Annotated in this window: 21 protein-coding genes; 17 read left to right on the top strand and 4 right to left on the bottom strand. The window is 34.1% G+C overall.

Annotated features, from left to right (window positions below; all coding sequences use genetic code 11):
- The first annotated feature begins 13 nt into the window (after nt 1-13).
- The 16 genes from QMO11_RS15925 (at nt 14) to QMO11_RS16000 (ending at nt 15,799) form a co-directional block, all read left to right on the top strand.
- Complete coding sequence (locus QMO11_RS15925; protein ID WP_282038267.1) at nt 14-1,255, top strand: hypothetical protein; 1,242 nt, start codon at nt 14-16, stop codon at nt 1,253-1,255.
- Entirely contained in the window at nt 1,218-2,156 is a 939-nt protein-coding gene (locus QMO11_RS15930) for a glycosyltransferase (protein WP_282038269.1), read from the top strand. Before QMO11_RS15925 ends, QMO11_RS15930 begins: the two co-directional genes overlap by 38 nt.
- Nucleotides 2,153-3,154 (top strand): glycosyltransferase family protein, encoded by a 1,002-nt coding sequence (locus tag QMO11_RS15935; protein WP_282038270.1) that lies wholly within the window; start codon nt 2,153-2,155, stop codon nt 3,152-3,154. Before QMO11_RS15930 ends, QMO11_RS15935 begins: the two co-directional genes overlap by 4 nt.
- A complete protein-coding gene (locus QMO11_RS15940) occupies nt 3,151-4,293 on the top strand; it encodes a glycosyltransferase family 4 protein (RefSeq protein WP_282038272.1) in 1,143 nt (380 codons plus the stop codon). Before QMO11_RS15935 ends, QMO11_RS15940 begins: the two co-directional genes overlap by 4 nt.
- The gene (locus QMO11_RS15945) at nt 4,290-5,417 is read left to right on the top strand and encodes a glycosyltransferase (protein WP_282038274.1); all 1,128 of its coding nucleotides are present in this window, start codon (nt 4,290-4,292) and stop codon (nt 5,415-5,417) included. The genes QMO11_RS15940 and QMO11_RS15945 overlap by 4 nt, the downstream gene beginning before the upstream one ends.
- A complete protein-coding gene (locus QMO11_RS15950; RefSeq protein WP_282038276.1) occupies nt 5,414-6,595 on the top strand; it encodes a glycosyltransferase family 4 protein in 1,182 nt (393 codons plus the stop codon). The genes QMO11_RS15945 and QMO11_RS15950 overlap by 4 nt, the downstream gene beginning before the upstream one ends.
- A complete protein-coding gene (locus QMO11_RS15955; RefSeq protein WP_282038278.1) occupies nt 6,595-7,497 on the top strand; it encodes an SDR family oxidoreductase in 903 nt (300 codons plus the stop codon). Before QMO11_RS15950 ends, QMO11_RS15955 begins: the two co-directional genes overlap by 1 nt.
- A 118-nt stretch (nt 7,498-7,615) precedes the next feature.
- Complete coding sequence (locus QMO11_RS15960) at nt 7,616-8,713, top strand: DUF1972 domain-containing protein (RefSeq protein WP_282038280.1); 1,098 nt, start codon at nt 7,616-7,618, stop codon at nt 8,711-8,713.
- Nucleotides 8,714-8,740: 27 nt separating this feature from the next.
- The gene (gene rfbA / locus QMO11_RS15965) at nt 8,741-9,613 is read left to right on the top strand and encodes a glucose-1-phosphate thymidylyltransferase RfbA (protein WP_282038281.1); all 873 of its coding nucleotides are present in this window, start codon (nt 8,741-8,743) and stop codon (nt 9,611-9,613) included.
- A gap of 241 nt (nt 9,614-9,854) precedes the next feature.
- Entirely contained in the window at nt 9,855-10,205 is a 351-nt protein-coding gene (locus tag QMO11_RS15970; RefSeq protein ID WP_282038282.1) for a four helix bundle protein, read from the top strand.
- Nucleotides 10,206-10,543: 338 nt separating this feature from the next.
- Nucleotides 10,544-11,092, top strand: a complete 549-nt coding sequence (gene rfbC / locus QMO11_RS15975) for a dTDP-4-dehydrorhamnose 3,5-epimerase (RefSeq protein WP_282038284.1) — start codon at nt 10,544-10,546, stop codon at nt 11,090-11,092.
- 9 nt (nt 11,093-11,101) lie between these two features.
- Nucleotides 11,102-12,151 (top strand): dTDP-glucose 4,6-dehydratase, encoded by a 1,050-nt coding sequence (gene rfbB, locus QMO11_RS15980; protein ID WP_282038286.1) that lies wholly within the window; start codon nt 11,102-11,104, stop codon nt 12,149-12,151.
- 246 nt (nt 12,152-12,397) lie between these two features.
- Complete coding sequence (locus QMO11_RS15985) at nt 12,398-13,015, top strand: DUF6266 family protein (protein WP_282038288.1); 618 nt, start codon at nt 12,398-12,400, stop codon at nt 13,013-13,015.
- Between the two features lie 101 nt (nt 13,016-13,116).
- Nucleotides 13,117-14,232, top strand: a complete 1,116-nt coding sequence (gmd, locus tag QMO11_RS15990; protein WP_282038290.1) for a GDP-mannose 4,6-dehydratase — start codon at nt 13,117-13,119, stop codon at nt 14,230-14,232.
- 70 nt (nt 14,233-14,302) lie between these two features.
- Nucleotides 14,303-14,671 carry a GxxExxY protein gene (locus QMO11_RS15995; RefSeq protein WP_282038432.1) on the top strand — a complete coding sequence of 123 codons (369 nt, stop codon included), beginning with the start codon at nt 14,303-14,305 and terminating at the stop codon, nt 14,669-14,671.
- 45 nt (nt 14,672-14,716) lie between these two features.
- Nucleotides 14,717-15,799, top strand: coding sequence for a GDP-L-fucose synthase family protein (locus tag QMO11_RS16000; RefSeq protein ID WP_282038292.1), 1,083 nt, complete (start codon nt 14,717-14,719; stop codon nt 15,797-15,799).
- A gap of 185 nt (nt 15,800-15,984) precedes the next feature.
- On the opposite strand, the gene QMO11_RS21995 is transcribed toward QMO11_RS16000, so the two are convergent.
- Entirely contained in the window at nt 15,985-16,266 is a 282-nt protein-coding gene (locus QMO11_RS21995; protein WP_425595549.1) for a type II toxin-antitoxin system RelE/ParE family toxin, read from the bottom strand.
- 4 nt (nt 16,267-16,270) lie between these two features.
- The gene (locus tag QMO11_RS16005; RefSeq protein WP_282038294.1) at nt 16,271-16,489 is read right to left on the bottom strand and encodes a hypothetical protein; all 219 of its coding nucleotides are present in this window, start codon (nt 16,487-16,489) and stop codon (nt 16,271-16,273) included.
- Between the two features lie 108 nt (nt 16,490-16,597).
- Here QMO11_RS16005 and QMO11_RS16010 point away from each other — a divergent pair, with 108 nt between their 5' ends.
- Nucleotides 16,598-17,383: a GNAT family N-acetyltransferase gene (locus tag QMO11_RS16010; RefSeq protein ID WP_282038296.1), complete on the top strand. Its 786-nt coding sequence runs from the start codon at nt 16,598-16,600 to the stop codon at nt 17,381-17,383.
- Nucleotides 17,384-17,504: 121 nt separating this feature from the next.
- Here the strand turns inward: QMO11_RS16010 and QMO11_RS16015 are convergent, their stop codons facing one another.
- Complete coding sequence (locus QMO11_RS16015) at nt 17,505-20,471, bottom strand: DNA polymerase III subunit alpha (RefSeq protein ID WP_345741868.1); 2,967 nt, start codon at nt 20,469-20,471, stop codon at nt 17,505-17,507.
- A gap of 431 nt (nt 20,472-20,902) precedes the next feature.
- Entirely contained in the window at nt 20,903-22,096 is a 1,194-nt protein-coding gene (dinB, locus tag QMO11_RS16020) for a DNA polymerase IV (protein ID WP_282038300.1), read from the bottom strand.
- Between the last annotated feature and the right edge of the window lie 25 nt (nt 22,097-22,121).

Below are 22,121 nucleotides of genomic sequence, written 5' to 3' on the forward strand. Positions count from 1 at the left end.
AAAAGTAAGAAGAATGCCATTACTGATTTTTAATAAGAAAAAACATAGAGTATTAATTATTTTATTGTATGCCATATTTGCTTACTCTTTTTTTAGATATAATGCAATACCTGGATCATTAAGGAAAATAATAACATTAGCTACAGTTATCTCTACATTAATCTATCTAGTGCCTACAATATTCGGCAAGTTAAAATCCAATGTACTTGGTAAATACATCCGGGCGTTATTATTCCTCCTATTATTCTCTATCATTCAAGCATTTATTTTTCATGGTCAGTCTCCAATTGAAAGTACTATAATAACAATTTATGATATTGGAGGTGTATTATTCTATTTTGTACTGGTAAAACTAAAACCTACGCTAAAAGAAACTTACAAGTTCATATCTATTATGGTAATCTTACATATCATATTATGGATATTTGGCATGGCACATTTCCCTGAAGATATATATACGACAAGTTCCGATAAAAATCTTGACATATCTAGGGGGATAATGAGAATAAGTTTAGCTGCAAAACCCTTCCTTGTATTAGGGTTATTTATCATTTTAGAAAAGGCAATAATCTTTAAAAAAAAACAGTATTGGATTTTTGTAGCCGCAATATCAACATTAATTGTATTGGAGGTTATAAGACAAGTGATATTCTTATCAGCAATTCTAAGTATATATATATTTATACGTAAAAAAAGATATAGTTTAATTATTATTGCAATAATTACAATGCTTCTAATTGGAATTTTTCAATTTGTAGAGATCGGAAAAAAAACCATAGTGGGTAAAATGCTTGCGCTCACAGAAAGACAAAGTTCTTTTGAAAATAATAGTGAAGAAAACATACGGATTACTGCATATAGGTATTTTTTCACCGAAAAAAACTCTAACATTTTCACAGTATTGCTGGGAAATGGTTACCCGCATTCAAACAGCAAGTATGGTTATAGAATGTTTATTGAAAGGTCTCGCTTAAAGTTATTCGCATCAGATGTTGGCTATGCCTATATATTTATAAGGCTTGGTTTAATTGGGCTAATTGTGTTCTTATTAATTTTTTTGCAAGCAAAAAAAGTAAGAAACGTACCAATCTCAATTCGAATATTCGTATTATATATGTACCTCTTAAATATCGCCACAGCTTTTATATTAGTTGATTTCTTTGCTTTAGCTTGCAGTCTGTACATAATTGATCTTCATCATAATTTAAATAAGGCAAATGAACTTTTTCCTAGCAATTATAATACCAGCATATAAAAGTACCTTTCTAAGCGAGACATTATTATCGATCGCCAATCAAGAAAACAAAAACTTTAGTGTTTATATAGGCGATGATAACAGTCCTGAGGATATAAAAAGTATTGTTGATGAGTACAAAAGTCGGCTTAATATATACTATACTAAATTTGATAAGAACCTTGGAGGCTATAACCTTACTAAACAGTGGGAAAGGTGTATAAAACTTGCAAAAAATGAAAAGTGGATTTGGTTATTCTCAGATGATGATATTATGCACCCTATGTGTGTTCAATATTTTTATAATGAGTTAAATATGAATTCAGGCTATAGTTTATATCACTTTGATGTGACTATTATTGATGAAAGATCAAAAGAAATAGCAAAAGCGAAGACGTTTCCCTCAATACTTAGTTCAAAAGAATTTTTGACTAAAAAAATAAAAGGCCAAATATCTAGTTTCGTTGTTGAGTATATCTTTCGGAAGGATGAATTTTACAAAAAGGATGGGTTTGTTACCTTTGACCTTGCTTGGAATTCAGACGATGCAACATGGATTAAGCTAGGAAAAGACCGAGGGATAAAAACTATTGCTAAGTCAAAAGTAAAATGGAGAGCAAGTGGTATTAATATTTCTCGTGATTACAAAAATATAGATATTACTGAGCGAAAACTATACGCAGATATTAATTATATAAAGTGGCTTAAAAAGAATTACCAAGATATCAAGATTATAAACCTTTATTATTATAACTTTAAATTAACGGTCTGGTTTTTAATTCGACTACAATTAGTATCGGTACTATTAGGTAAAACTAAAGTGACTGAAATACTTAAAACTTTTCGGAAAGAAACTTGCTCACCAATTTCGTATATAATAGCGAAAATTTATTTCTTATTATTAAAAAAACATTCGTTATGAACAAAGTTTATATATATCCTACATACAATCCCCAAAGGGATACATCGGGCAACTTATATATTAAACTTTTCCATGATGCTTTTAAGAATAATTGCATAGTTAAAAACAGAAAAGGGTTAATAGGAATAACAAGTAACCTATTTAATCTCGATGCGAATATTCATATTTATCAGTGGATAGACTTAATTCCATTTAAAAGATATGGAATAGTCCAAGCATTAATTTTTCTATTAAGCATTTTAGTTGTTAAGTCATTAAGACGAAAAATCGTACTAGTAGTACATAACAAGAAAACACATAAACAACCAGAAAATATTATTGACAAAATTAAGCTGAATATTGTTAATTTATTAATGAATATAGTTACTTCATTGGCGGATTCAATTATTGTACATGCCAAAGAAGGGACTAATTTTATTAGATCAAAATACCCTACTACTCCTAAAAATAAAATTAATCATATTCATCATCCCGTCTACAATAATAAGTTAATTAAATCAAAAGAGATTGTATGGGATTATATAATTTGGGGAGGGATATCTAGATATAAAAATATTGATAGCTTAATTCATGAAGTATTAAAATCTGATATTCTAAGTAAACGGAAATTTCTTATTTGTGGGAAATGTAAAGATCTAGAATACCTAGAAGCTATAACAGACATTATACCAGATAATGTAACCTTTATTAATGAATTTATTACCGATGACCAACTTTATGATTATATATCACAATCAAGGTCCATTTTATTTACTTACAAACTTGATTCAGTTTTAAGTTCTGGTTCTCTTGTATATAGCATTAATTTTGGCAAACGAATTATTGGTCCAAATGGAGGTTCCTTTGCAGATTTAAATGGTATCGTACATACCTATAATAGCATGAGTGACATTGAGGGAATAGATATATACACTGAAAATAAACAACAATATCACTTGGACTATATAAACATGAATAGGTGGGAAACATTACCTAGTAAAGTATTAAATACATTATGAAAATTGCATTTATTATTACAAACAAGTCTGAGTTTAATTACACACACTATAATAACCAAGAAATAGGTAGGGCAATAGAATTTGTTAACAAAGGCTATAATGTAGATATTTATGTATTCTCAAAAAAAAATATTGGGAGTACAACAGTATATTCAAAGGATAATATAAGTGCAAAAATAGTTAATTATAAAGGAATCCCTTTTTTGGGAAATCAAACAATTCCAATTAACCTTCTAAGTATCCTAAAAAAAGCAAGATATAAAACAATATTCATACATGAATACCCTTGGATTATTCCTGCACTAATCGCTTTATATTATAAGACTAAGGATTCAGAGGTCTACCTTATGCAAGGTATGTATGAAGACTTTAATAGCAGTATTAAACGTCTATACAATAAGGCATATGACAAATTATTTGCTCCAATACTTATCAATAAGTTAGATGGAGTAATTTTCAAAACTTCAGCATCTCAGCAGTATTTTAAAAACAAAGGGTTTCTTAACTGCAAGAATATAGTGATTCCGGTTGGCTTAGACTTAAACAAATTTAATAATAGTAACGATGAAACACTCTCTTTAAAACTACGATCCAAAATATTATCTTATAAAAACAGACTTTTATACGTTGGTGCTATTGAGAAACGGAGAAATCCTTTATTCTTAATTTCAATATTAAAAGCACTCGTTATGTTAAATGATTCAATTGTTCTTATTATAGTTGGTAAAGGCCCTATGAAGTCGCAATTTGAAAGGGCAATAGAAGAAAATAACTTAACAACTAACATAATTCACATAAGAAGCCTTAAACAAACACAATTACCTTGGCTATATTCCAATAGCAATTTCTTTATTTTTCCAAGTTCATATGAAATATTTGGTATGGTATTACTCGAGGCATTACATTTCAAACTACCGATAATAAGCTCACCTACGGCTGGTTCAAGTGAAATATTAGAAAACCAAAGAGGAACTTACATTAGAGATATGGATATATCCCAATGGGTTTCGATCATCTCTAAAGGTATAGATGATAAATCCCTTTACGAAAAACCATGTTTGCCAGATAGATTTAAATGGAACAAAATAGTTGAATCTATAATAGAATTTTCTAATCTTCACACTTTTAAAGATAAATGATTTATTTAATTGACACAATTGGCAAAGAGGTTGGAATGCATTTGTATAATAATGCTTTTGTAACAGAACTGAGAAAATTTAAAATACAGACCACAGTATTATCTAACTATAAAACAGATAACTCCATAGAATATATACCTAATTTTTACAAGAAAAAAAGAATTCAAAAGGTTCTTACATTAATAAGTACACTTTTTCGATTTTTAATATTAATTATCAAAAAAAAGGAAAATGTATTTATATATCAATCATATGGAATGCGAAACATAGATATATTATTTAGTATAATTTTATCAATCTCCAAATCTTCTTTCATAATAGTTCATGATGTTTATACCTTAACACCAAATAATAAGATAGATAAGAACAAGAAAATCAAAAACTTAATATATAAATATTTTGTAAAGAGAATTATTTGTCATTCTGATCAAACGAAGAATATATTAAGCAACATAGGATATAAAGGAGACCTAATTCTTTTTCCTCACTTTAACTACAGCTTTAACAAGAATATTAAAAAGGAAGAGTTGAAAAGTGATATTATTAATTCTATCAAGAAAGATAAACTTAATCTATTATTTTTTGGGCAAATAAGTTTAACAAAAGGCATCGATATTCTTATTGATTCACTAAACTATATAAACCCAGAAATTAACTTAAAATTAAATATAATAATTGCAGGAGTTGATAAGAGTAATCTAATAACCAAAAAAAAATTACCCCCTAATGTTCTTAAAATATGTAGATATATTAATGATAGTGAGCTAAATTATCTATTTACAAAAACGGACTTCCTTCTTTTACCATACAAAAAAATTTACCAAAGTGGCGTCCTCGATACTGCTGTATATTTTGAAAAGCCCTCATTATTATCGGACATCAAATATTTTCGTGATTTTAACATAAATTACCCAAGCTTTTCATTAATAGTTTCGACATCGTCCGCAATAGCATATGCTGAAAGTATAGAAAACCTCACAAAGTTAAATTTGTCCGATAAATTCTTCACAAAACCTGATCTTAATAAATATAAGGCTGATCATAACTGTTCACAGTTAGTCAACGATATAAACACTGCCTTAAGCAAACAATTCTTACATCATAGATTATCTACTCATAAATGAAAATAGTTGAAATAGGTACTGGTTACACTCAAATTCCTGCTAAAATAGGAGCAGCCACAGAAATTGTTATTGAAAATTTATTAAATGGTCTTAATAATAATGGGATCGAACATACACTTATAGATATTTCTTATTCTAATCAGGTTAAAAATTCTGATAAGTTTGAGCTCTCTCTTACCCATTATGTAAATGTTCCTAATTGGTTAAATAAAATAAAGGATAATGGCATAATACACATTATTCGACGTATATGGTATTCTATTGGGGTCGGGTTGTTATTAAGGAAATTATATAGAAATAAGTTACAAACAGAAACATACATTCATTTTCATAACCAGTTTAACTTCTTTTTTGCTTATTTAATTGCTGGAAGGCGATTACGAAAAGGTAAAATAAGAACAATTTATACTGTTCACTCACCAGACTGGTCAAACTCTAAAAAAATCCCGAAAAAATTATTTTTTGAGAAAATTGCAATTTTAAAAGCTGATGTTATCATTAGTCTTACAAATATTATTAAGGATAGGATTAAAGAGAGCGTTAAAATAAATAGCTGTAAAATTATTGTTATAAATAACGGTGTAGACTTAAATAAATATCACCCTATAATTCAAGGAGATAAGCAAAAACAAATAATTAACATTGGTTCTGTTTGTAAAAGAAAGAATCAATTAGAGACGATAGTTAATATTAAAGAATTTCTTTTAAAAGAGAATTATAAGTTTGTATTTGCAGGGAAAATAATCGACCACAAATATTTTAATGAAATCGTTAGTTACATCCATTCTCAAAGCTTAAGCGAACATGTTAAGTATATAGGAGAAGTAAAACCTGGTTCTGAGTTAAATAAACTATATAATAAGTCTATGCTATATATTTCACATTCAAAACAAGAGGCATTAAGTTTAGTAGTTCTTGAATGTATGGCTGCAAATACACCTGTTGTATTATCCGAAAATTTTGAAACATTCGTTGATTTTGATAGCAAAATACGTAATGCTGTTAAAATTATTTCCAATCATAATTTAATAAATGAAATCAACAATTTATGTAATAATGTTTCTTATCACAAACAATATGCTTTGAAACAAATGGAAGTAATACAAGAGTTTTATACTTGGGACAATATAGCAAAACTAATGATTAAGAAATTAGCACAATTTAAACAAACATTATAATGAAAAAGAAAATTTACATTGCCGGATGCGGCGGTATGCTAGGAGAAGCATTTTATACATTATTTAGTGATCAATATGAAATCAAATGCACTGACAAAGATGTAAATGAAGACTGGATCGAATTTCTTGACTTTCGAGATTGTGATGCTTACAAAAAAGATGTAACTGAATTTGCGCCCGATTATCTATTTCACCTTGGGGCTTACACAGATTTAGAATTTTGCGAGGAAAATGCGGAAGACACCTATTTAACAAATACACTATCAGTAGAAAATGCTGTTAACATCGCTAATTCTTTAAATATTCCTTTATTATACATAAGTACTGCAGGAATATTTGACGGAAAACAAGATCTTTATGATGATTGGGATACCCCAAACCCTTTAGGTGTATATGCTCGATCAAAGTATATGGGTGAACGATTTGTTTGTGAAAATGCTAAGCGCTTTATTGTTTGTAGAGCTGGGTGGATGATGGGATCTGGACCTAAAAAAGATAAAAAGTTTATTCAAAAATTAATGAAACAAATAAAAGATGGTAAAAAGGAACTTTTTATTGTAAATGATAAAGATGGTACACCAACATATACTCATGATTTTGCATTAACTATTAAAGAGTTAATTGAGAAAGAATATTGGGGCTTATATAATTGTGTTTGTGGAGGTCAAACTAGTAGATTAGAAGTAGCTCAAGAATTAGTTAAACTAATAGGAAAAGAAGATGATATTAGTATAACTGAAGTATCATCAGACCATTTCAAAGATGTATATTATGCAGAAAGACCAGCTTCAGAAAGACTTGTAACTACTAAGTTAAATCTTCGTAAAGTAAACAAGATGGGAGATTGGAAAGATGCATTAAATCGTTATGTAAATCGTTATTATAATGGATATTTAGACTAAAACGAGTTGTCTTTTACAAAATATGTTACTGTACAATAATATTACGCAAAGTTCTTACTAAACTTACGCATTTTAAAAGCTTGCGGATCCACAATTTTAATAAAGTATTATAGATTTGATGAAAAAAAAACGTGTTCATATTATTGGAACCCATGGTGTACCGGCCAAATATGGTGGATTTGAGACCTTATCTGATTACCTTTGCCAATATCTAGGTTCCGATTTTGATCTCCTTGTTTACTGCAACTCTTTCAAGTACAATAAAAAGATTGATAGTTATCATGGAGCCAAGCTTAGGTACATTAGAATAGAAGCTAATGGATTTAAAGGTATATTTTATGATACAATAACATTCATTTCATCCCTATTTACAGCTGATGTAATACTATACCTAAGTCCTGTTGGATCGGGTTTTATTACACCCTTAATAAAATTATTCAAAACTAAAGTTATTGTTAACCATGGTGGCTTGAATGAATGGGAAAGGGAAAAATTGAACGGTTTTCAAAAGAAGTGGGCTAAAGTTAATCATAGGATTGCAGCGAAGTACTCTAATCTAAATATCGCAGATAATGAACTTTATCGAGAAAGTCTAAAAAATCACTTCAATGCTGATTCTATTGTCATCCGATATGGAAGTGATCATGTAAAAAACATCAGTATTGATGATTTGCGTTTTGCTAATAAGTATAATTTCACTAAAGAACCTTACGCTGTTAGTGTATCTAGAGCACAAATAGATAACAATATTCATATCGTTTTGGAAGCATTTGAAACATTTAATAAGTATAAGATAGTAATTGTTTCAAATTGGGATATTTCTGAGTATGGAAGGCGTTTAAAAGAGAAATATAGCAAACATAAAAATATGATATTATTAGATGCTATATACAATAAAGAAGAGTTAGATTTTATTAGGGGTAATGCGAGTGTATATGTGCACTCGCATTCTCGTTGTGGCACAGCTCCTTCTTTAGTAGAGGCTATGAGTTTGAAAAAAGCAGTAATTTCTTTAGATATTCCAACAAATAGAGAAACAACAAAAGATAGTGCTTTATATTTTAGTAATACCGAAGAATTGATAGCTGTACTCAATAAAACTAATATTAGTGATCTAAGCATAAATTCCCAAATGATGGCAAAAATAGCTAAAGAAGAGTATACATGGTCTAAAATTGCATCAGAGTATAAAACCCAAATCCTTAACCTAAGTTAATATCTGTTTCATTAACAAAAACTGCACATGAAAGGAATCATACTCGCAGGCGGTTCAGGCACACGCCTCTACCCCATCACAAAAGGAATTAGCAAGCAGCTTGTGCCCATCTACGATAAGCCCATGATCTATTACCCCCTATCAATTTTGATGCTGGCGGGTATTACCGAGGTGCTTATTATTTCCACGCCTAAAGATTTACCAAACTTTGAAGGTCTTCTTGGAGATGGTAGTGACTTAGGTATGCACTTTGAGTATAAGGAGCAGCCTAGTCCTGATGGATTGGCGCAAGCTTTTACTATTGGTGCAGACTTTATCGGTAATGATGACGTATGTATGGTATTGGGCGATAATATATTCTACGGACATGGTTTGCCGGAAATGTTAGCCAATGCACGTAAAAATGTTGAGGAGGAAGGTAAATCTACAGTATTTGGTTACTATGTAAACGACCCAGAACGATATGGTGTTGCAACCTTTGACCAAGAAGGAAATGTAACCTCCATAGAAGAAAAGCCTGAAAAGGCTGCCTCTAATTATGCCGTTGTTGGTTTGTACTTCTATACCAATGATGTGGTTAAAATAGCTAGTGAAATTGAACCTTCACATAGGGGGGAATATGAAATAACTACAGTAAATCAAGTATACTTAGATCAAAGCAGGCTTAAAGTAGAGTTAATGGGTCGTGGTTATGCATGGTTAGATACAGGTACGCATGAATCGTTCCTTGAAGCCAGTCAATTTGTACAAACGGTAGAAACACGTCAAAGTTTAAAAATTGCTTGCCTAGAGGAAATTGCATTTAAGATGGGCTACATTGATGCTGAACAAGTGAAAAAACTAGCTGAACCATTAAAGAAGAATGCATATGGTCAGTATTTGTTGAAGTTGGTGGAATAGGATTAAGGGTTAAAAGAGTAAAATGGTTTGAAGAGGTAGAAAAGGTTAAAGAAGTGAAAAGCGAGCAATGGGTTGAAAAGGTGAAAAATGTTAACCTTTCACATAACTCTTTTAAAAAAACCACTTCTACCCTTTTAACCCCTTTTACCTTTGCAAGCATTTATACCCCCTTTAACTTTTTGAACCTTTGCATCCACGTCTAACTTTTACAAGCCCTTTAACTCATTAAACACTCAAAACTATGAAGGTAAATCGCTTTGAGGATTTAGTTGTATGGCAAGAGTCACGTATTCTTGTTGGTGAAATATACCGAACGTTCAATGCATCTAAGGATTTTGGATTTAAAGATCAAATTCAACGTGCAGCAGTTTCTGTTATGAATAATATTGCTGAAGGCTTCGAACGACAATCCAATAAAGAATTTATCCGATTCCTTTATATCTCTCGAGCATCTTGTGGCGAGGTACGCAGCATGCTTTACGTTGCGAAAGACCTAAAATACATTGACATTACAACTTTTGAAAACCTACATGGTAAAGCACGTAAAATTAGCATCAGTATATACAATCTCATAAAATCAATAGAGAGCTGAGAGGTTTAAGTGGTAAAAAGTGTAACTAAATTAGAGGATTGAGAAGAAAAGAGTGTAAATAGTTAAAGTAGTGGTAGGTATGCTTAGATTAGTTAAAATGGTGGAATGTTAGAAGGAGCTGAAGAAGCAAAAGGGGTATAATGAGTAGAAATAGTAAAAGTGTGCAATGGGTTGAAGAGTGAAAAATGTTAACCTTTCACATAACTCTTTAAAAAAAACCACTTCTACCCTTTTAACCACTTTTACCTTTGCAAACATTTATACCCATTTAACTCTTTCAAACACCTTCAACCCTTTTAGCCCCTTTAACCTATACACCCATAAAAAAGTAAAATAAAATGAAATTCATTAAAACAGATATACCTGAAGTAATCATTATAGAACCCGCAGTATTTGGCGATAGCCGAGGTTATTTCTTAGAATCCTTTAATCAAAAGCAGTTTGAGGCTAATATTGGCCCCATTACTTTTGTACAAGACAACGAATCAAAATCATCGAAAGGTGTCCTACGAGGTTTACATTTTCAAAATCCTCCTTATAATCAGGCTAAACTAGTTAGGTGCATAGAAGGTGAAGTTTTAGATGTTGCTGTTGACCTGCGTAAAGATTCTCCTACTTATAAAAAATACGTAGCTGTAAACCTTAGCGGCGATAACAAACGTCAGTTATTTGTACCACGAGGCTTTGCACATGGTTTTGTCGTTCTCAGTGAAACTGCTACTTTTGCGTATAAAGTAGATAACGACTATGCCCCTGATCATGATTCAGGCATAGCATGGAACGATGAAGAAATAAATGTAGATTGGCAGATTGATGCTTCATTAATTCAACTTTCAGGAAAAGATCAAATATTAAAACCATTAAAGGATACTGCTAATCCTTTTTAAAACAGCATTATGAGTAAAAATATATTAGTTACAGGAGGAGCCGGGTTTATAGGTTCGCATGTGGTTCGCTTATTGGTAAATAAATATCCTAAATACCACATTATTAACCTCGATTTATTGACCTATGCAGGTAATTTAGCTAACCTTACTGATATTGAAAAGAAAGACAATTATACTTTTGTAAAAGCAGACATTTGTGATTTTGAGCAAATGCAAGAGCTATTTAAAAAGCATGATATTGACTCTGTTATTCACTTGGCAGCCGAATCACATGTAGATAGATCTATTAAAGATCCATTTACTTTTGCACAAACCAATGTGATGGGTACCTTAAGTCTTTTACAAGCAGCTAAGCACTATTGGGGCGATAACTACGATGGAAAACTATTCTATCATGTATCTACCGACGAAGTATATGGTTCATTGGGAGAGGAAGGTTACTTTTTAGAAACTACTAAGTACGATCCGCACTCACCATACTCAGCATCAAAAGCCTCATCAGATCATTTTGTAAGAGCTTTTCAGGATACTTATGGTATGCCTACAGTAATTAGTAACTGCTCAAATAATTATGGTCCATATCAGTTCCCTGAGAAATTAATTCCTTTATTCATCAACAATATTCAAAACAACAAGCCTCTACCTGTTTATGGCAAAGGCGAGAATGTAAGAGATTGGTTATTTGTTGAAGATCATGCTAGAGCCATTGATATCATTTTTCATGAGGGAAAAACAGGTGATACCTATAACATTGGTGGATTCAACGAATGGAAGAACATTGACTTAATTAAAGTAATGATCAAAACGGTTGATCGCTTATTAGGCCGAGAAGAAGGAACTTCTGAAAATCTCATCACCTATGTAACCGATAGAGCTGGTCACGATTTACGTTATGCGATCGATTCAACTAAACTAAAAGATGAATTAGGCTGGGAACCATCTTTGCAATTCGAAGAAGGCATAGAGAAAACGGTAAAATGGTACCTTGAAAACAAAGACTGGATGGAAAATATCACTAGTGGTGAATATGAAAAATATTACGCTGAGATGTATAAATAAAGATTCAGAACATTATATTGACTAAGTATAAGTAATACTGTCATTACGAAAAGCCGGTTCACACATGAACCGGCTTTTTTATGCCCAATAACTTTCTAGTAGATGAGCAATAGATTCGCAAATAGCTCGTAACATCAACACATTAAACTCAATTTAAACTCATATTAAATTCGATTTTTATTGAATTTAACTTGACTTTACTATGAATTGTATATAGCTTTAATATAACTATAATACGAATTAGTTATGGCAAGATATAAAACTAGTCGCGAAGGTGCTTCCGGAAAATTAGGTAATGTAGTTACTTACCAGATGTATGGGAAAAGTTATGTACGCTCTTTACCGGGCAGTTATAAGGATGCTAAATCAGAAAAGCAGTTGGCACAGCGTCAGAAAATGCAGCTTGTCAATGGATTTCTGAGCCCTTTTAAGGAAATCTTAAGGCTTACCTTTAAAGAGGAAGCACTTGGCCGATCTGCATACATGGCAGCAAAGTCGTACAATATGCGTAATGCTATTGTGGGAGAATACCCTGAGCAAAAAATTGACTATACCTTAGCTTTAGTAAGCAAGGGTATTGTTCCCCTCCCCGCAGAAGCAAGTATCACAAGAACAGCAGATGGGCTTTTATTTAAATGGAGCGATGAAGTTACAGGTAACGGATCCGACACACTACTGCTTATCGCTAACCAACGTGGTCAATATGCTACAATTTCTAAAATGACTGGCATTGAACGAAAAGAAAAATCTTATCTATGGAAGGAATCCACTCTCAATAACAGCAATACTGATATATGGATTGTTTTTCGCGATTATAAAGAACGCGGATTTAGTGATAGCCTTTGGCTTGGTCAAATCAAATAAACATCCAATTAATTCTATTGCAAATTAACTTATATAAAACGATATTTACAGCATTAAAAAATCAGTGGAAGATGTATATCTGAGGCTGAAAAACCAATAACATGTCAAAAATAGCACTTATAACCGGTATCACCGGACAAGACGGCGCATACCTAGCCGAATTTTTATTACGCAAAGGGTACATTGTTCACGGACTAAAAAGGCGTTCTTCTTTATTTAATACCGATAGAATTGATCACTTGTATCAAGATCCACATATCGAGAATCGAAACTTGATTCTTCATTATGGTGATATGACGGATTCAATGAACATTACTCGAATTATTCAAGAAGTGCAGCCCGATGAGATTTATAATCTTGCGGCTATGAGTCATGTTAAAGTGAGCTTTGATACGCCGGAGTATACAGCTAATGCTGATGGTATTGGAACACTTCGTATCCTTGAGGCCATTCGTTTCTTAAACTTAACGGAGAAAACCAAAGTATACCAGGCTTCTACTTCTGAGTTATATGGTTTAGTGCAAGAAGTTCCTCAAAAGGAAACAACCCCCTTCTACCCTCGCTCACCATATGCAGTAGCTAAAATGTACGCCTATTGGATTACAGTAAACTACCGCGAAGCTTATAACATTTATGCGTGTAATGGTATTTTATTTAACCACGAGAGCCCCTTGCGAGGTGAAACCTTTGTAACACGTAAGATTACACGTGCTGCTTCTAAAATTGCCCTAAAGATGCAAGATTGCCTTTATCTAGGTAATATGGATGCCAAGCGCGATTGGGGTCATGCTAAAGATTACGTGCGTGCTATGTGGGCAATTCTTCAACAAGAGAAACCTGAAGATTTTGTAATTGCTACTGGAATAACCACCACCGTAAGAGACTTTGTGAGAATGGCCTTTTCTGAAGTAGGTATCGAACTTGAGTTTTCAGGTGAGGCAGAAAATGAAGTAGGCAAGGTAAAAGCTTGTAATAATCCTGATTTCCAAATAGAAATTGGTAAAGAAGTGGTAAAAGTTGATCCTGCTTATTATCGTCCTACAGAAGTAGAGTTACTTATTGGTGATGCCACGAAATGTAAAGAAAAACTAACCTGGGAACCAGAATATGATTTAGCAGGTTTAGTGAAAGATATGATGCAATCAGATGTTAAACTAATGCAAAAAGATAAATACCTGAAAGAGGGTGGTTATGAGACTTTAAATTATTTTGAGTAAGGTTTCCCGCGAATTAAGCGAAAGTGAACAAGTTCTGTTAACTAATTTAGCGAATTAGATAACTCAGATAATTTACAAAGACGAAAGTTATAATATTATTGGGGCATGTATGGCAGTACATTCGCAATTAGGCCATGGTTTTTTAGAGGCTGTTTATCAAGAGGCATTAGACAGAGAATTCTTTAAACGAAAAATTCCTGTTGAGAGCCAACAGAAGCTTAACATATATTACGATTGTGAACGGTTAAAAAAATACTATGTGGCAGATTTTGTTTGCTATAATTCTATCGTGGTAGAAATTAAAGCCTCATCTTATTTTGGAAAAAGTCAATTTGAACAAACAAGTAACTATCTTAAAGCTATCAATCACAAACTTGGCTTATTAGTTAATTTTGGCACCGCTTCTTTAACTAGTAAGCGTATTATAAACCCATCCTAATAATTCGTTTCATTCGTGATAAATTGAATAAAAATTAGTGAGTAAATGAAATTTACCGATAAAATATATGTAGCAGGTCACCGAGGATTGGTGGGGAGTGCTATTGTAAAAAACCTTGAAGACTTAGGGTATACCAATATAATTACACGTACTTCGTCAGAATTAGATTTGCGCAATCAAGTTGCTGTAAATCACTTTTTCGAAGAAGAAAAGCCTGATTTTGTCTTTTTGGCTGCCGCTAAAGTTGGTGGTATTGTAGCCAATAATACTTACAGAGGCGAGTTTATTTATGAGAACATGATGATACAAAATAATGTGATTCATGCATCATATATAAATAAAGTACAGAAACTTCTATTTCTAGGATCAACCTGCATTTACCCAAAGTTGGCACCTCAACCTATGCCGGAGGATTGCTTGTTAACAGACACTTTAGAATACACGAACGAGCCTTATGCCATTGCCAAGATAGCAGGCATTAAAATGTGCGAGTCGTATAATATACAGTATGGCACCAACTTCATTTCTGTGATGCCTACCAATTTATATGGACCTAATGATAATTTCGATTTAGAGAAATCGCATGTTCTACCTGCCTTAATCAGAAAAGCACATTTAGGCAAGTGCTTACAAGATGGTAACTGGGATGCTATTAAAGCTGATTTTAACCAGAACCCCATTGAAGGAGTTTCAGGGGCAAACTCTCAAGAAGAAATAATAGATATCCTTGCCAAATACGGAGTTTCGATAAACGCAGAGAATATAGTTAGCATTGAGATTTGGGGAAGTGGCAAACCAATGCGCGAGTTCTTATGGTCGGAAGAAATGGCTGACGCCTGTGTATATATAATGGGTAAAGTTGATTTTAAGGATACCGTAACCGATGCTAATGATATCAGAAATACGCATATCAATATTGGTACAGGCAAAGAAATATCCATACGCCAATTGGCTGAAACTATTCAAGAGAAAGTTGGTTTTACAGGGCAATTGGTTTTTAATGCTGACAAACCTGATGGCACTATGCGTAAGTTAACTGACGTTTCTAAATTACATAGTTTAGGATGGAAACATAAAGTTGAACTTGACGAAGGTATTGATAGAATGTATAAATGGTATTTGGAATAATAGTTTGTGAGTTAATAGTCTGAAGACAGTAGTGAAAACTATAATACATTGAATACATATCCTTTATATAAAATACTATTCATTGTAATTACTATTGAATATCAATATCATACAAAACATTAACAACCTATTATTATATAAATAAGATTTAAAGCTGAACTCAATTAGGTTCAGCTTTTTTTATTTTAGTCTATTACACCTTTTTGGTATTTGACAAATCCAAAAACTTCAATTTGATCTATATTTATCCTAAATACAATTGTATACCCTTTGAAAATTAAATCTCTAATAGTATTATCTTCAAAATAAATAGATTTACGGAACATAGTAGGGTTTGGTCTTATTGTTTTTATTTTTTGTAATAAATCCTTTTTTAACCTCTTCGCAGCATTAGGATTATCCTTCGCTATAAAATGCAACTGTCTCTCTAACCGCAAAATAAATCCTTCAGTATAAACAATTTTCACAAACTTAGATAATACGATCTAACCTATTTTCTAATTCACTTTGAGATTTCAATTCTGCTTTTCCTGAGCGAAGCGCATTAAATTCACTATGAAGGTACTTCTTAGTGGCATTAAATTCAGACTCATCACTTAATACCTGAATTTCCTCCTTGCTAAATCTACTTAAAAGCCAAAGAAATTTATCGTATATTTTATCACTTACTTTTAGTTGTATCGTACGCATAGTTCAAGTATTTTGAACAAATATACAAAAAACTAAAGGACAATAAGCTATCCTAAAAATTCCAATCTATTTTATACTTTTGCAGCACTAAATATTCAATTTCATTATATGAATCCCACTGAAGCAATCGATAAAAACTTTAACCTACATATTAAGCACCTTCCGGCACAAAAGACCTTCTTGCAAGTTTTCGAACGTGAAGGTTTAACTTATATTGATAGCGGATTGGTAGTTGATACCTATAACGTAATTCATATTACTGATGCTTCTGTAGTAAGTAAGAAGTCGATAGAAGAAGCTGTTAACTTTTACGATAATCGATTACGTAAATCGTGCATTTGGATTGAAAAAGATAAGCTAAATGAGTCAATTCTACAGATTTTCTCTGAACTTAATATCACGCATTCTGCTACAAATGAAGGAATGAGTGCCCCTGTAAATGTGCTTACTGAGGGAGAACTTAATCCTAATATTGTACCTGCCTATAACAAACAAGCTATTATCGATCATGCATTTATTATTGCTAATAATTGGGAACCTTTTGATACCAATGTATTAAAGTATTATAATACACTTGCAGAGACTATTCTTGACGATGATAATTTAGTCCTTTTGAATTATCTGCACGATAGCGTACCTAGTGGTACTATTGAACTCTTCATTGAACCCGAGAACCCCAAAAGTGCAGGTATTTATAATCTCTCAGTAATGAAAGAAGATCGTAATCAAGGTATTGCCACAGCATTAGTAAAACATACTATCGCGTTGGCTAAAGAGCGTGGTATTGAGCAAATACATTTACAAGCTTCGGATGATTCAAAAGGTATTTTTAGCAAAATGGGATTTAAACAAGCGGGCGAATTTATGGAGTATGCACTAGATGTTAGTTGTTAGGTACTAGGTGTTAGTTATTAGGCTGAAGGCAGTAGTGGATCGAATACCTGCTCCTTAGCAATAAAATATACTCCTTCACTTCTGCCATCTGCCTTCACCCTACTTACTCTAAACAAAACAACTAACTCGCTATTGGCTTTAACCTCACAGAATCGCCATCTAAAGTATAGTTTTTTAAACGCTCCATAGTAGTAACTTCAATGCTTACAAAACCATACTCTTCAGCAACAAGTCCCTCAATGGTATAACAACCCGGGCCTCGGAAGGGATGCGTTTGCGCTGCCGGCGGAAAATGAACGGTATCTACCCAATGTCCATCTAAATCAATCCAGGTACCAAAAAACATCATTTTTCCTTTGTTGGTTTTATTGGGTTTGCAATGAATTAGGTAAGCCACAATACGCACATGTTTCCCAATAAGCTGTGGCAGATGATGTGCCCTAAGGCTCGATGTAAATTCGCCTTCTACCAACTCAAAAGATGTACGCACTGATAAACCTAATAACTCCATCTCGTCAAAGGCATCCTCTAAATTATGCGCCCAAAGTTGTGGTAATTCAAATTCTTGTACTTCCGTTTGAAAGAGTGTTCGTTCTGATTTTGTTTTTTTATTATGCCCCAACAGCAGGTGTGCATCCCACAATAATTCCTTTTTTCCCTTCCCGCTAAAGCGGAAAGCACCCACTCTTATTAAGCTAATCAGACTTTCTAAACCAACAGGGCAACGATTTACAAAATCGCGCAAGCTAGTATAAGCACCATTGACTTTACGTTCAGTAATTAAATTCTGACAGATAGTATGTTCAGCATCGCGCAGCAAATAAAAACCCAGATAGATCGTTTTATCATGCAAGGTATTTTGCCATTCGCTGCTGTTTACGCAAGGCACCTCTACAGCTGCCCCATTCATAATAGCCTCGTGCAAATACAGCTGTTGCGAGTAGAAACCACCACCATTATTTAGCGTGGCTACCATATATTCGAGCGGATAATAGGCTTTTAAATACAAGGCCTGAAAACTTTCTACGGCATAACTCGCCGAGTGTCCTTTGGCAAAGGCATAATTGGCAAAGCTCTCTATTTGTCGCCATATATCCTGAATAACAGCATGAGCATAACCTTTTCGCTTACAATTATCGAAAAACTTATTTCGGATTTTCCAAAACTCGTTGCGCTGCCTAAACTTCCACGACATGCCACGGCGCAACACATCCGATTCATCTAAACTTAAATCGGCAAAATAATGTGCCACTTTTATTACATCCTCTTGGTACACCATTACGCCGTAAGTTTCCGTAAGTATGTTATACAACTCTGGCAAAGCCTTACGCGCACGCAATCGCCTGCCTTCATCCTGAAAGCGCTCAATATACTCGCGCATCATACCGCTTTGTGCAACTCCCGGACGAATAATGGAACTTGCCGCCACCAAACGCTTATAATCTTCGGCTTTAAGCTTGGTAAGTAACATTCGCATGGCTGGCGATTCGATATAAAAGCAGCCTATGGCTTGTCCTTTTTTAAGCATCTGCTTAACGCGAGGATCTTCCATAAAGAGCTTGGTATTATTAATATCTATATCTACCCCATGATTTTGCTTAATCAGGATAAGTGCATCTTTAATTTTACCCAAACCTCGCTGACTCAAAATATCAAACTTATGTAAGCCCACATCTTCGGCAATATACATATCAAACTGAGTGGATGGATATCCCTTGGGCAATAGCTGCGTAGAACAATAAGTGCTAATAGGTTCCTCAGCTATTAAAATTCCACTGGAGTGGATGCTGCTGTGACTTGGGAAATCAATAATATACTGGCTGTATTTAATCACCCACTTTCCGTATTCATCGGCATCTTTAGGATTTGTATTTTTCTGTAAGCGCTTAATTTCTTCATCGGGCAAACCAAATACCTTACCTATCTCGCGAAAAGCGGATTTATGGTTAAAGGTGATAAAGGTGCCCAGTAACACCGTTTTATCCCATCCGTAAGTATCGAACAAATAGCGGGTAATATCATCTCTATCCGTCCACGAAAAATCTATATCAAAATCGGGTGGCGAAGTACGATAAGGGTTGATAAAACGCTCAAAATATAAGTCGAGCTCAACCGGATCAACATTGGTAATTTGCAATAGATAGGCCACCAAACTATTGGCTCCACTACCCCGCCCCACATGGTAATACCCTTTGCTGATGGCGTATTGTACCAAATCCCAATTAATCAGAAAGTAGGCACAAAAGTTCAACTCCTTAATTACTTTGAGTTCTTTTTCGAGGCGAGCCAACACCTCATCGCTCACGACATCTCCATAGCGATATTGCAAGCCTTTATGGGCTTCGCGCTTTAGCAACTCGTAATCGGCATCAGCCGAAGTACTGAAAACCTGCTTGTTTTTATTACTTTTAAACTCAAACTCCAAGCTACATTTATCGAGCATGCGTTGTGTATTGATAATCAGCTTTGGGTACGATTTATAAATACGCATCAGCTCTTCCCTACTCAAATAAGCATCACTTTCGTCGGCTTGCTTCTCCTTCGATAATTTACTCAATAAAGTGTTGTTGTGGATGGCGCGCATTAAACGATGTATATTATAATCCCGTTTATTGCGGAATGTAGCCGTATGCAACATCACCAATTTGCTTTGATTATCATTCCACTCTGTAAAGTGCAAATACTTTACATTATGCGGGCTCACTCCCATAAACTCGTTATCGCGCAGTTGGCGTAACTTCGATTGAAAGGGATATATAATATATACATGTCCAAACTCTGGAGCCTCGGCCTCAAAAGGCTCGCCACTGTGCAGGTGCGCACTCACAAACTCGTTGAGCTCTCTAAAACCTTCGGCATTTTGAGCCAAAGCTACGTATTGTTGCGTTACGCCATTGCGGATATCAACGCCCACCACAGGGTCGAGATCGAATTCGGCTGCTTGCCTTACAAACTCAAGACTAGCTGCCGTATTGTTTATATCGGTAAGTACGGCCGTAGCGTAGCCGCCAAGTTCTAGCTCTTGCAGAACTTGCTCTACGGACAAAGCCCCGTATTTAAAACTGTAATATGAATGATTATTTATCAATCTTTATTTTTTAATCTGATTACAATATCGTCTTGGGATTTCATCCCAAACCCTGACTTCATTTTTTATCTTGATATAAAAAACCAACCTGCCTGCCGGCAAAGGCAGGGGAAAAAACATCAAGACTGCTTTTTAAATAACTTTCTTATTTATTTAAAGCTTAAGTGCGGCCAGGCGATTTTCGAGCGAAGCTCTCAACTTCCTAGTCTTACTAAAGCTTTATATAAAACAAAAGCCATTTAAAAAAGAGGCCATAAACCGAGGCGCTTAAACCAAACTGCATCAATACAATAAGGAATAATCGCTTGCCAAACCCAATGTGTTTGTGGCATACTTAACACATTACAATACAACTCATCTTGAGACTGCTTCGTGCCTCGCAGTGACGCAATATCGTGGTGCTAGATATGCTGCTGCCTTCAGCCTATCCCTCACTCTTTCGTTCCCTTAAATGGATTCATCCCGCCAAGGTTTACGGTATCCATACCCACCGCACGTTTGAGTGAGTTTTTTCCATATTTGTTTCGTACATTATCCATTGCTTGATAAAGTTTTATAATTTTCTCTGAATCTTCGAATAAACGCATCTGATAGGTTCCGCCCACAAGGTTGCTGAGCCTGACTCCAATAAGGCGCACCAAAACCCTGCGGTCGTAAACCTTCTCAAACAAATCGAGCACCGTTTCAATTAGTGTGTGATCTAACGAAGTGTAAGGCACTCGCTTTTGTCGGGTATAAGTCTGAAAATCGGTATATCGTATTTTTAATGTGATGCAAGCGGTTAGCTTGTTTTCTTTGCGTAGCTGATAGGCCAAACTTTCGGCCATGGCCACAATAATACTGCGCAGTTGATGGGTATCTGTGGTATCTTGTTCAAAGGTACGCTCGGTAGATAACGACTTGCGCTCGTGCCAAGCCACAACCGGGGTATTATCAATACCCTGAGCCTTTTTCCAAATCATATTACCATTTTTACCCAGCACGCGCTCCATTAACTCCACGGGCATTTCTTGTACGGTTTTTACACGTTCAATACCTAAACTACGCAGTTTATGGTAGGTTTTATCGCCCACCATAGGTATCTTTTTTATGGATAAAGGTGCTAGAAAAGGCTTCTCGGTACCCTGCGATATTAAAATATGATTATTAGGTTTGGCTTCCCCTGTTCCTACTTTCGATACGGTTTTACTAGTTGATAAACCAAACGAAATAGGCAAATGTGTTTCGTGCAATATTTTCTCTCTCAACTCCCGAGACCATTGATAGCTCGATTGCACAAAACGATCCATTCCGGTAATATCAACATAAAATTCATCGATGGACGATTTTTCGAACAATGGCGAGCGCTCACGTATAATTTCGGTAACCATTTCGGAGAACTCGCTATACACGCCACTATTGCCTCTAATTATTATAGCATCCGGACAAAGCATCCTGGCCGTTCTCATGGGCATTGCAGAATGAACCCCATAAGTACGCGCCTCGTAACTGCATGCAGCGACTACACCTCGGTCTGCAGTTCCCCCAATTAGCACAGGTCTGTTATTTAACTTCCTGTCTAACAACCTCTCGCACGACACAAAAAAGGTATCTAAATCCAAATGTAAAATTGTCCTATCTAACACTGTCGACTATTTCGTAAACTTTCTG

This window comes from Saccharicrinis aurantiacus (genome assembly GCF_947489045.1).
Lineage (GTDB): Bacteria > Bacteroidota > Bacteroidia > Bacteroidales > Marinilabiliaceae > Saccharicrinis > Saccharicrinis aurantiacus.

Excerpts from the sequence above, each read along its gene's own strand:
- QMO11_RS15925 (WP_282038267.1), top strand. The coding sequence starts at position 14 with ATGCCATTACTGATTTTTAATAAGAAAAAACATAGAGTATTAATTATT.
- QMO11_RS15930 (WP_282038269.1), top strand. The coding sequence starts at position 1,218 with ATGAACTTTTTCCTAGCAATTATAATACCAGCATATAAAAGTACCTTT.
- QMO11_RS15935 (WP_282038270.1), top strand. The coding sequence starts at position 2,153 with ATGAACAAAGTTTATATATATCCTACATACAATCCCCAAAGGGATACA.
- QMO11_RS15940 (WP_282038272.1), top strand. The coding sequence starts at position 3,151 with ATGAAAATTGCATTTATTATTACAAACAAGTCTGAGTTTAATTACACA.
- QMO11_RS15945 (WP_282038274.1), top strand. The coding sequence starts at position 4,290 with ATGATTTATTTAATTGACACAATTGGCAAAGAGGTTGGAATGCATTTG.
- QMO11_RS15950 (WP_282038276.1), top strand. The coding sequence starts at position 5,414 with ATGAAAATAGTTGAAATAGGTACTGGTTACACTCAAATTCCTGCTAAA.
- QMO11_RS15955 (WP_282038278.1), top strand. The coding sequence starts at position 6,595 with ATGAAAAAGAAAATTTACATTGCCGGATGCGGCGGTATGCTAGGAGAA.
- QMO11_RS15960 (WP_282038280.1), top strand. The coding sequence starts at position 7,616 with ATGAAAAAAAAACGTGTTCATATTATTGGAACCCATGGTGTACCGGCC.
- rfbA (WP_282038281.1), top strand. The coding sequence starts at position 8,741 with ATGAAAGGAATCATACTCGCAGGCGGTTCAGGCACACGCCTCTACCCC.
- QMO11_RS15970 (WP_282038282.1), top strand. The coding sequence starts at position 9,855 with ATGAAGGTAAATCGCTTTGAGGATTTAGTTGTATGGCAAGAGTCACGT.
- rfbC (WP_282038284.1), top strand. The coding sequence starts at position 10,544 with ATGAAATTCATTAAAACAGATATACCTGAAGTAATCATTATAGAACCC.
- rfbB (WP_282038286.1), top strand. The coding sequence starts at position 11,102 with ATGAGTAAAAATATATTAGTTACAGGAGGAGCCGGGTTTATAGGTTCG.
- QMO11_RS15985 (WP_282038288.1), top strand. The coding sequence starts at position 12,398 with ATGGCAAGATATAAAACTAGTCGCGAAGGTGCTTCCGGAAAATTAGGT.
- gmd (WP_282038290.1), top strand. The coding sequence starts at position 13,117 with ATGTCAAAAATAGCACTTATAACCGGTATCACCGGACAAGACGGCGCA.
- QMO11_RS16000 (WP_282038292.1), top strand. The coding sequence starts at position 14,717 with ATGAAATTTACCGATAAAATATATGTAGCAGGTCACCGAGGATTGGTG.
- QMO11_RS16005 (WP_282038294.1), bottom strand. The coding sequence starts at position 16,489 with ATGCGTACGATACAACTAAAAGTAAGTGATAAAATATACGATAAATTT.
- QMO11_RS16010 (WP_282038296.1), top strand. The coding sequence starts at position 16,598 with ATGAATCCCACTGAAGCAATCGATAAAAACTTTAACCTACATATTAAG.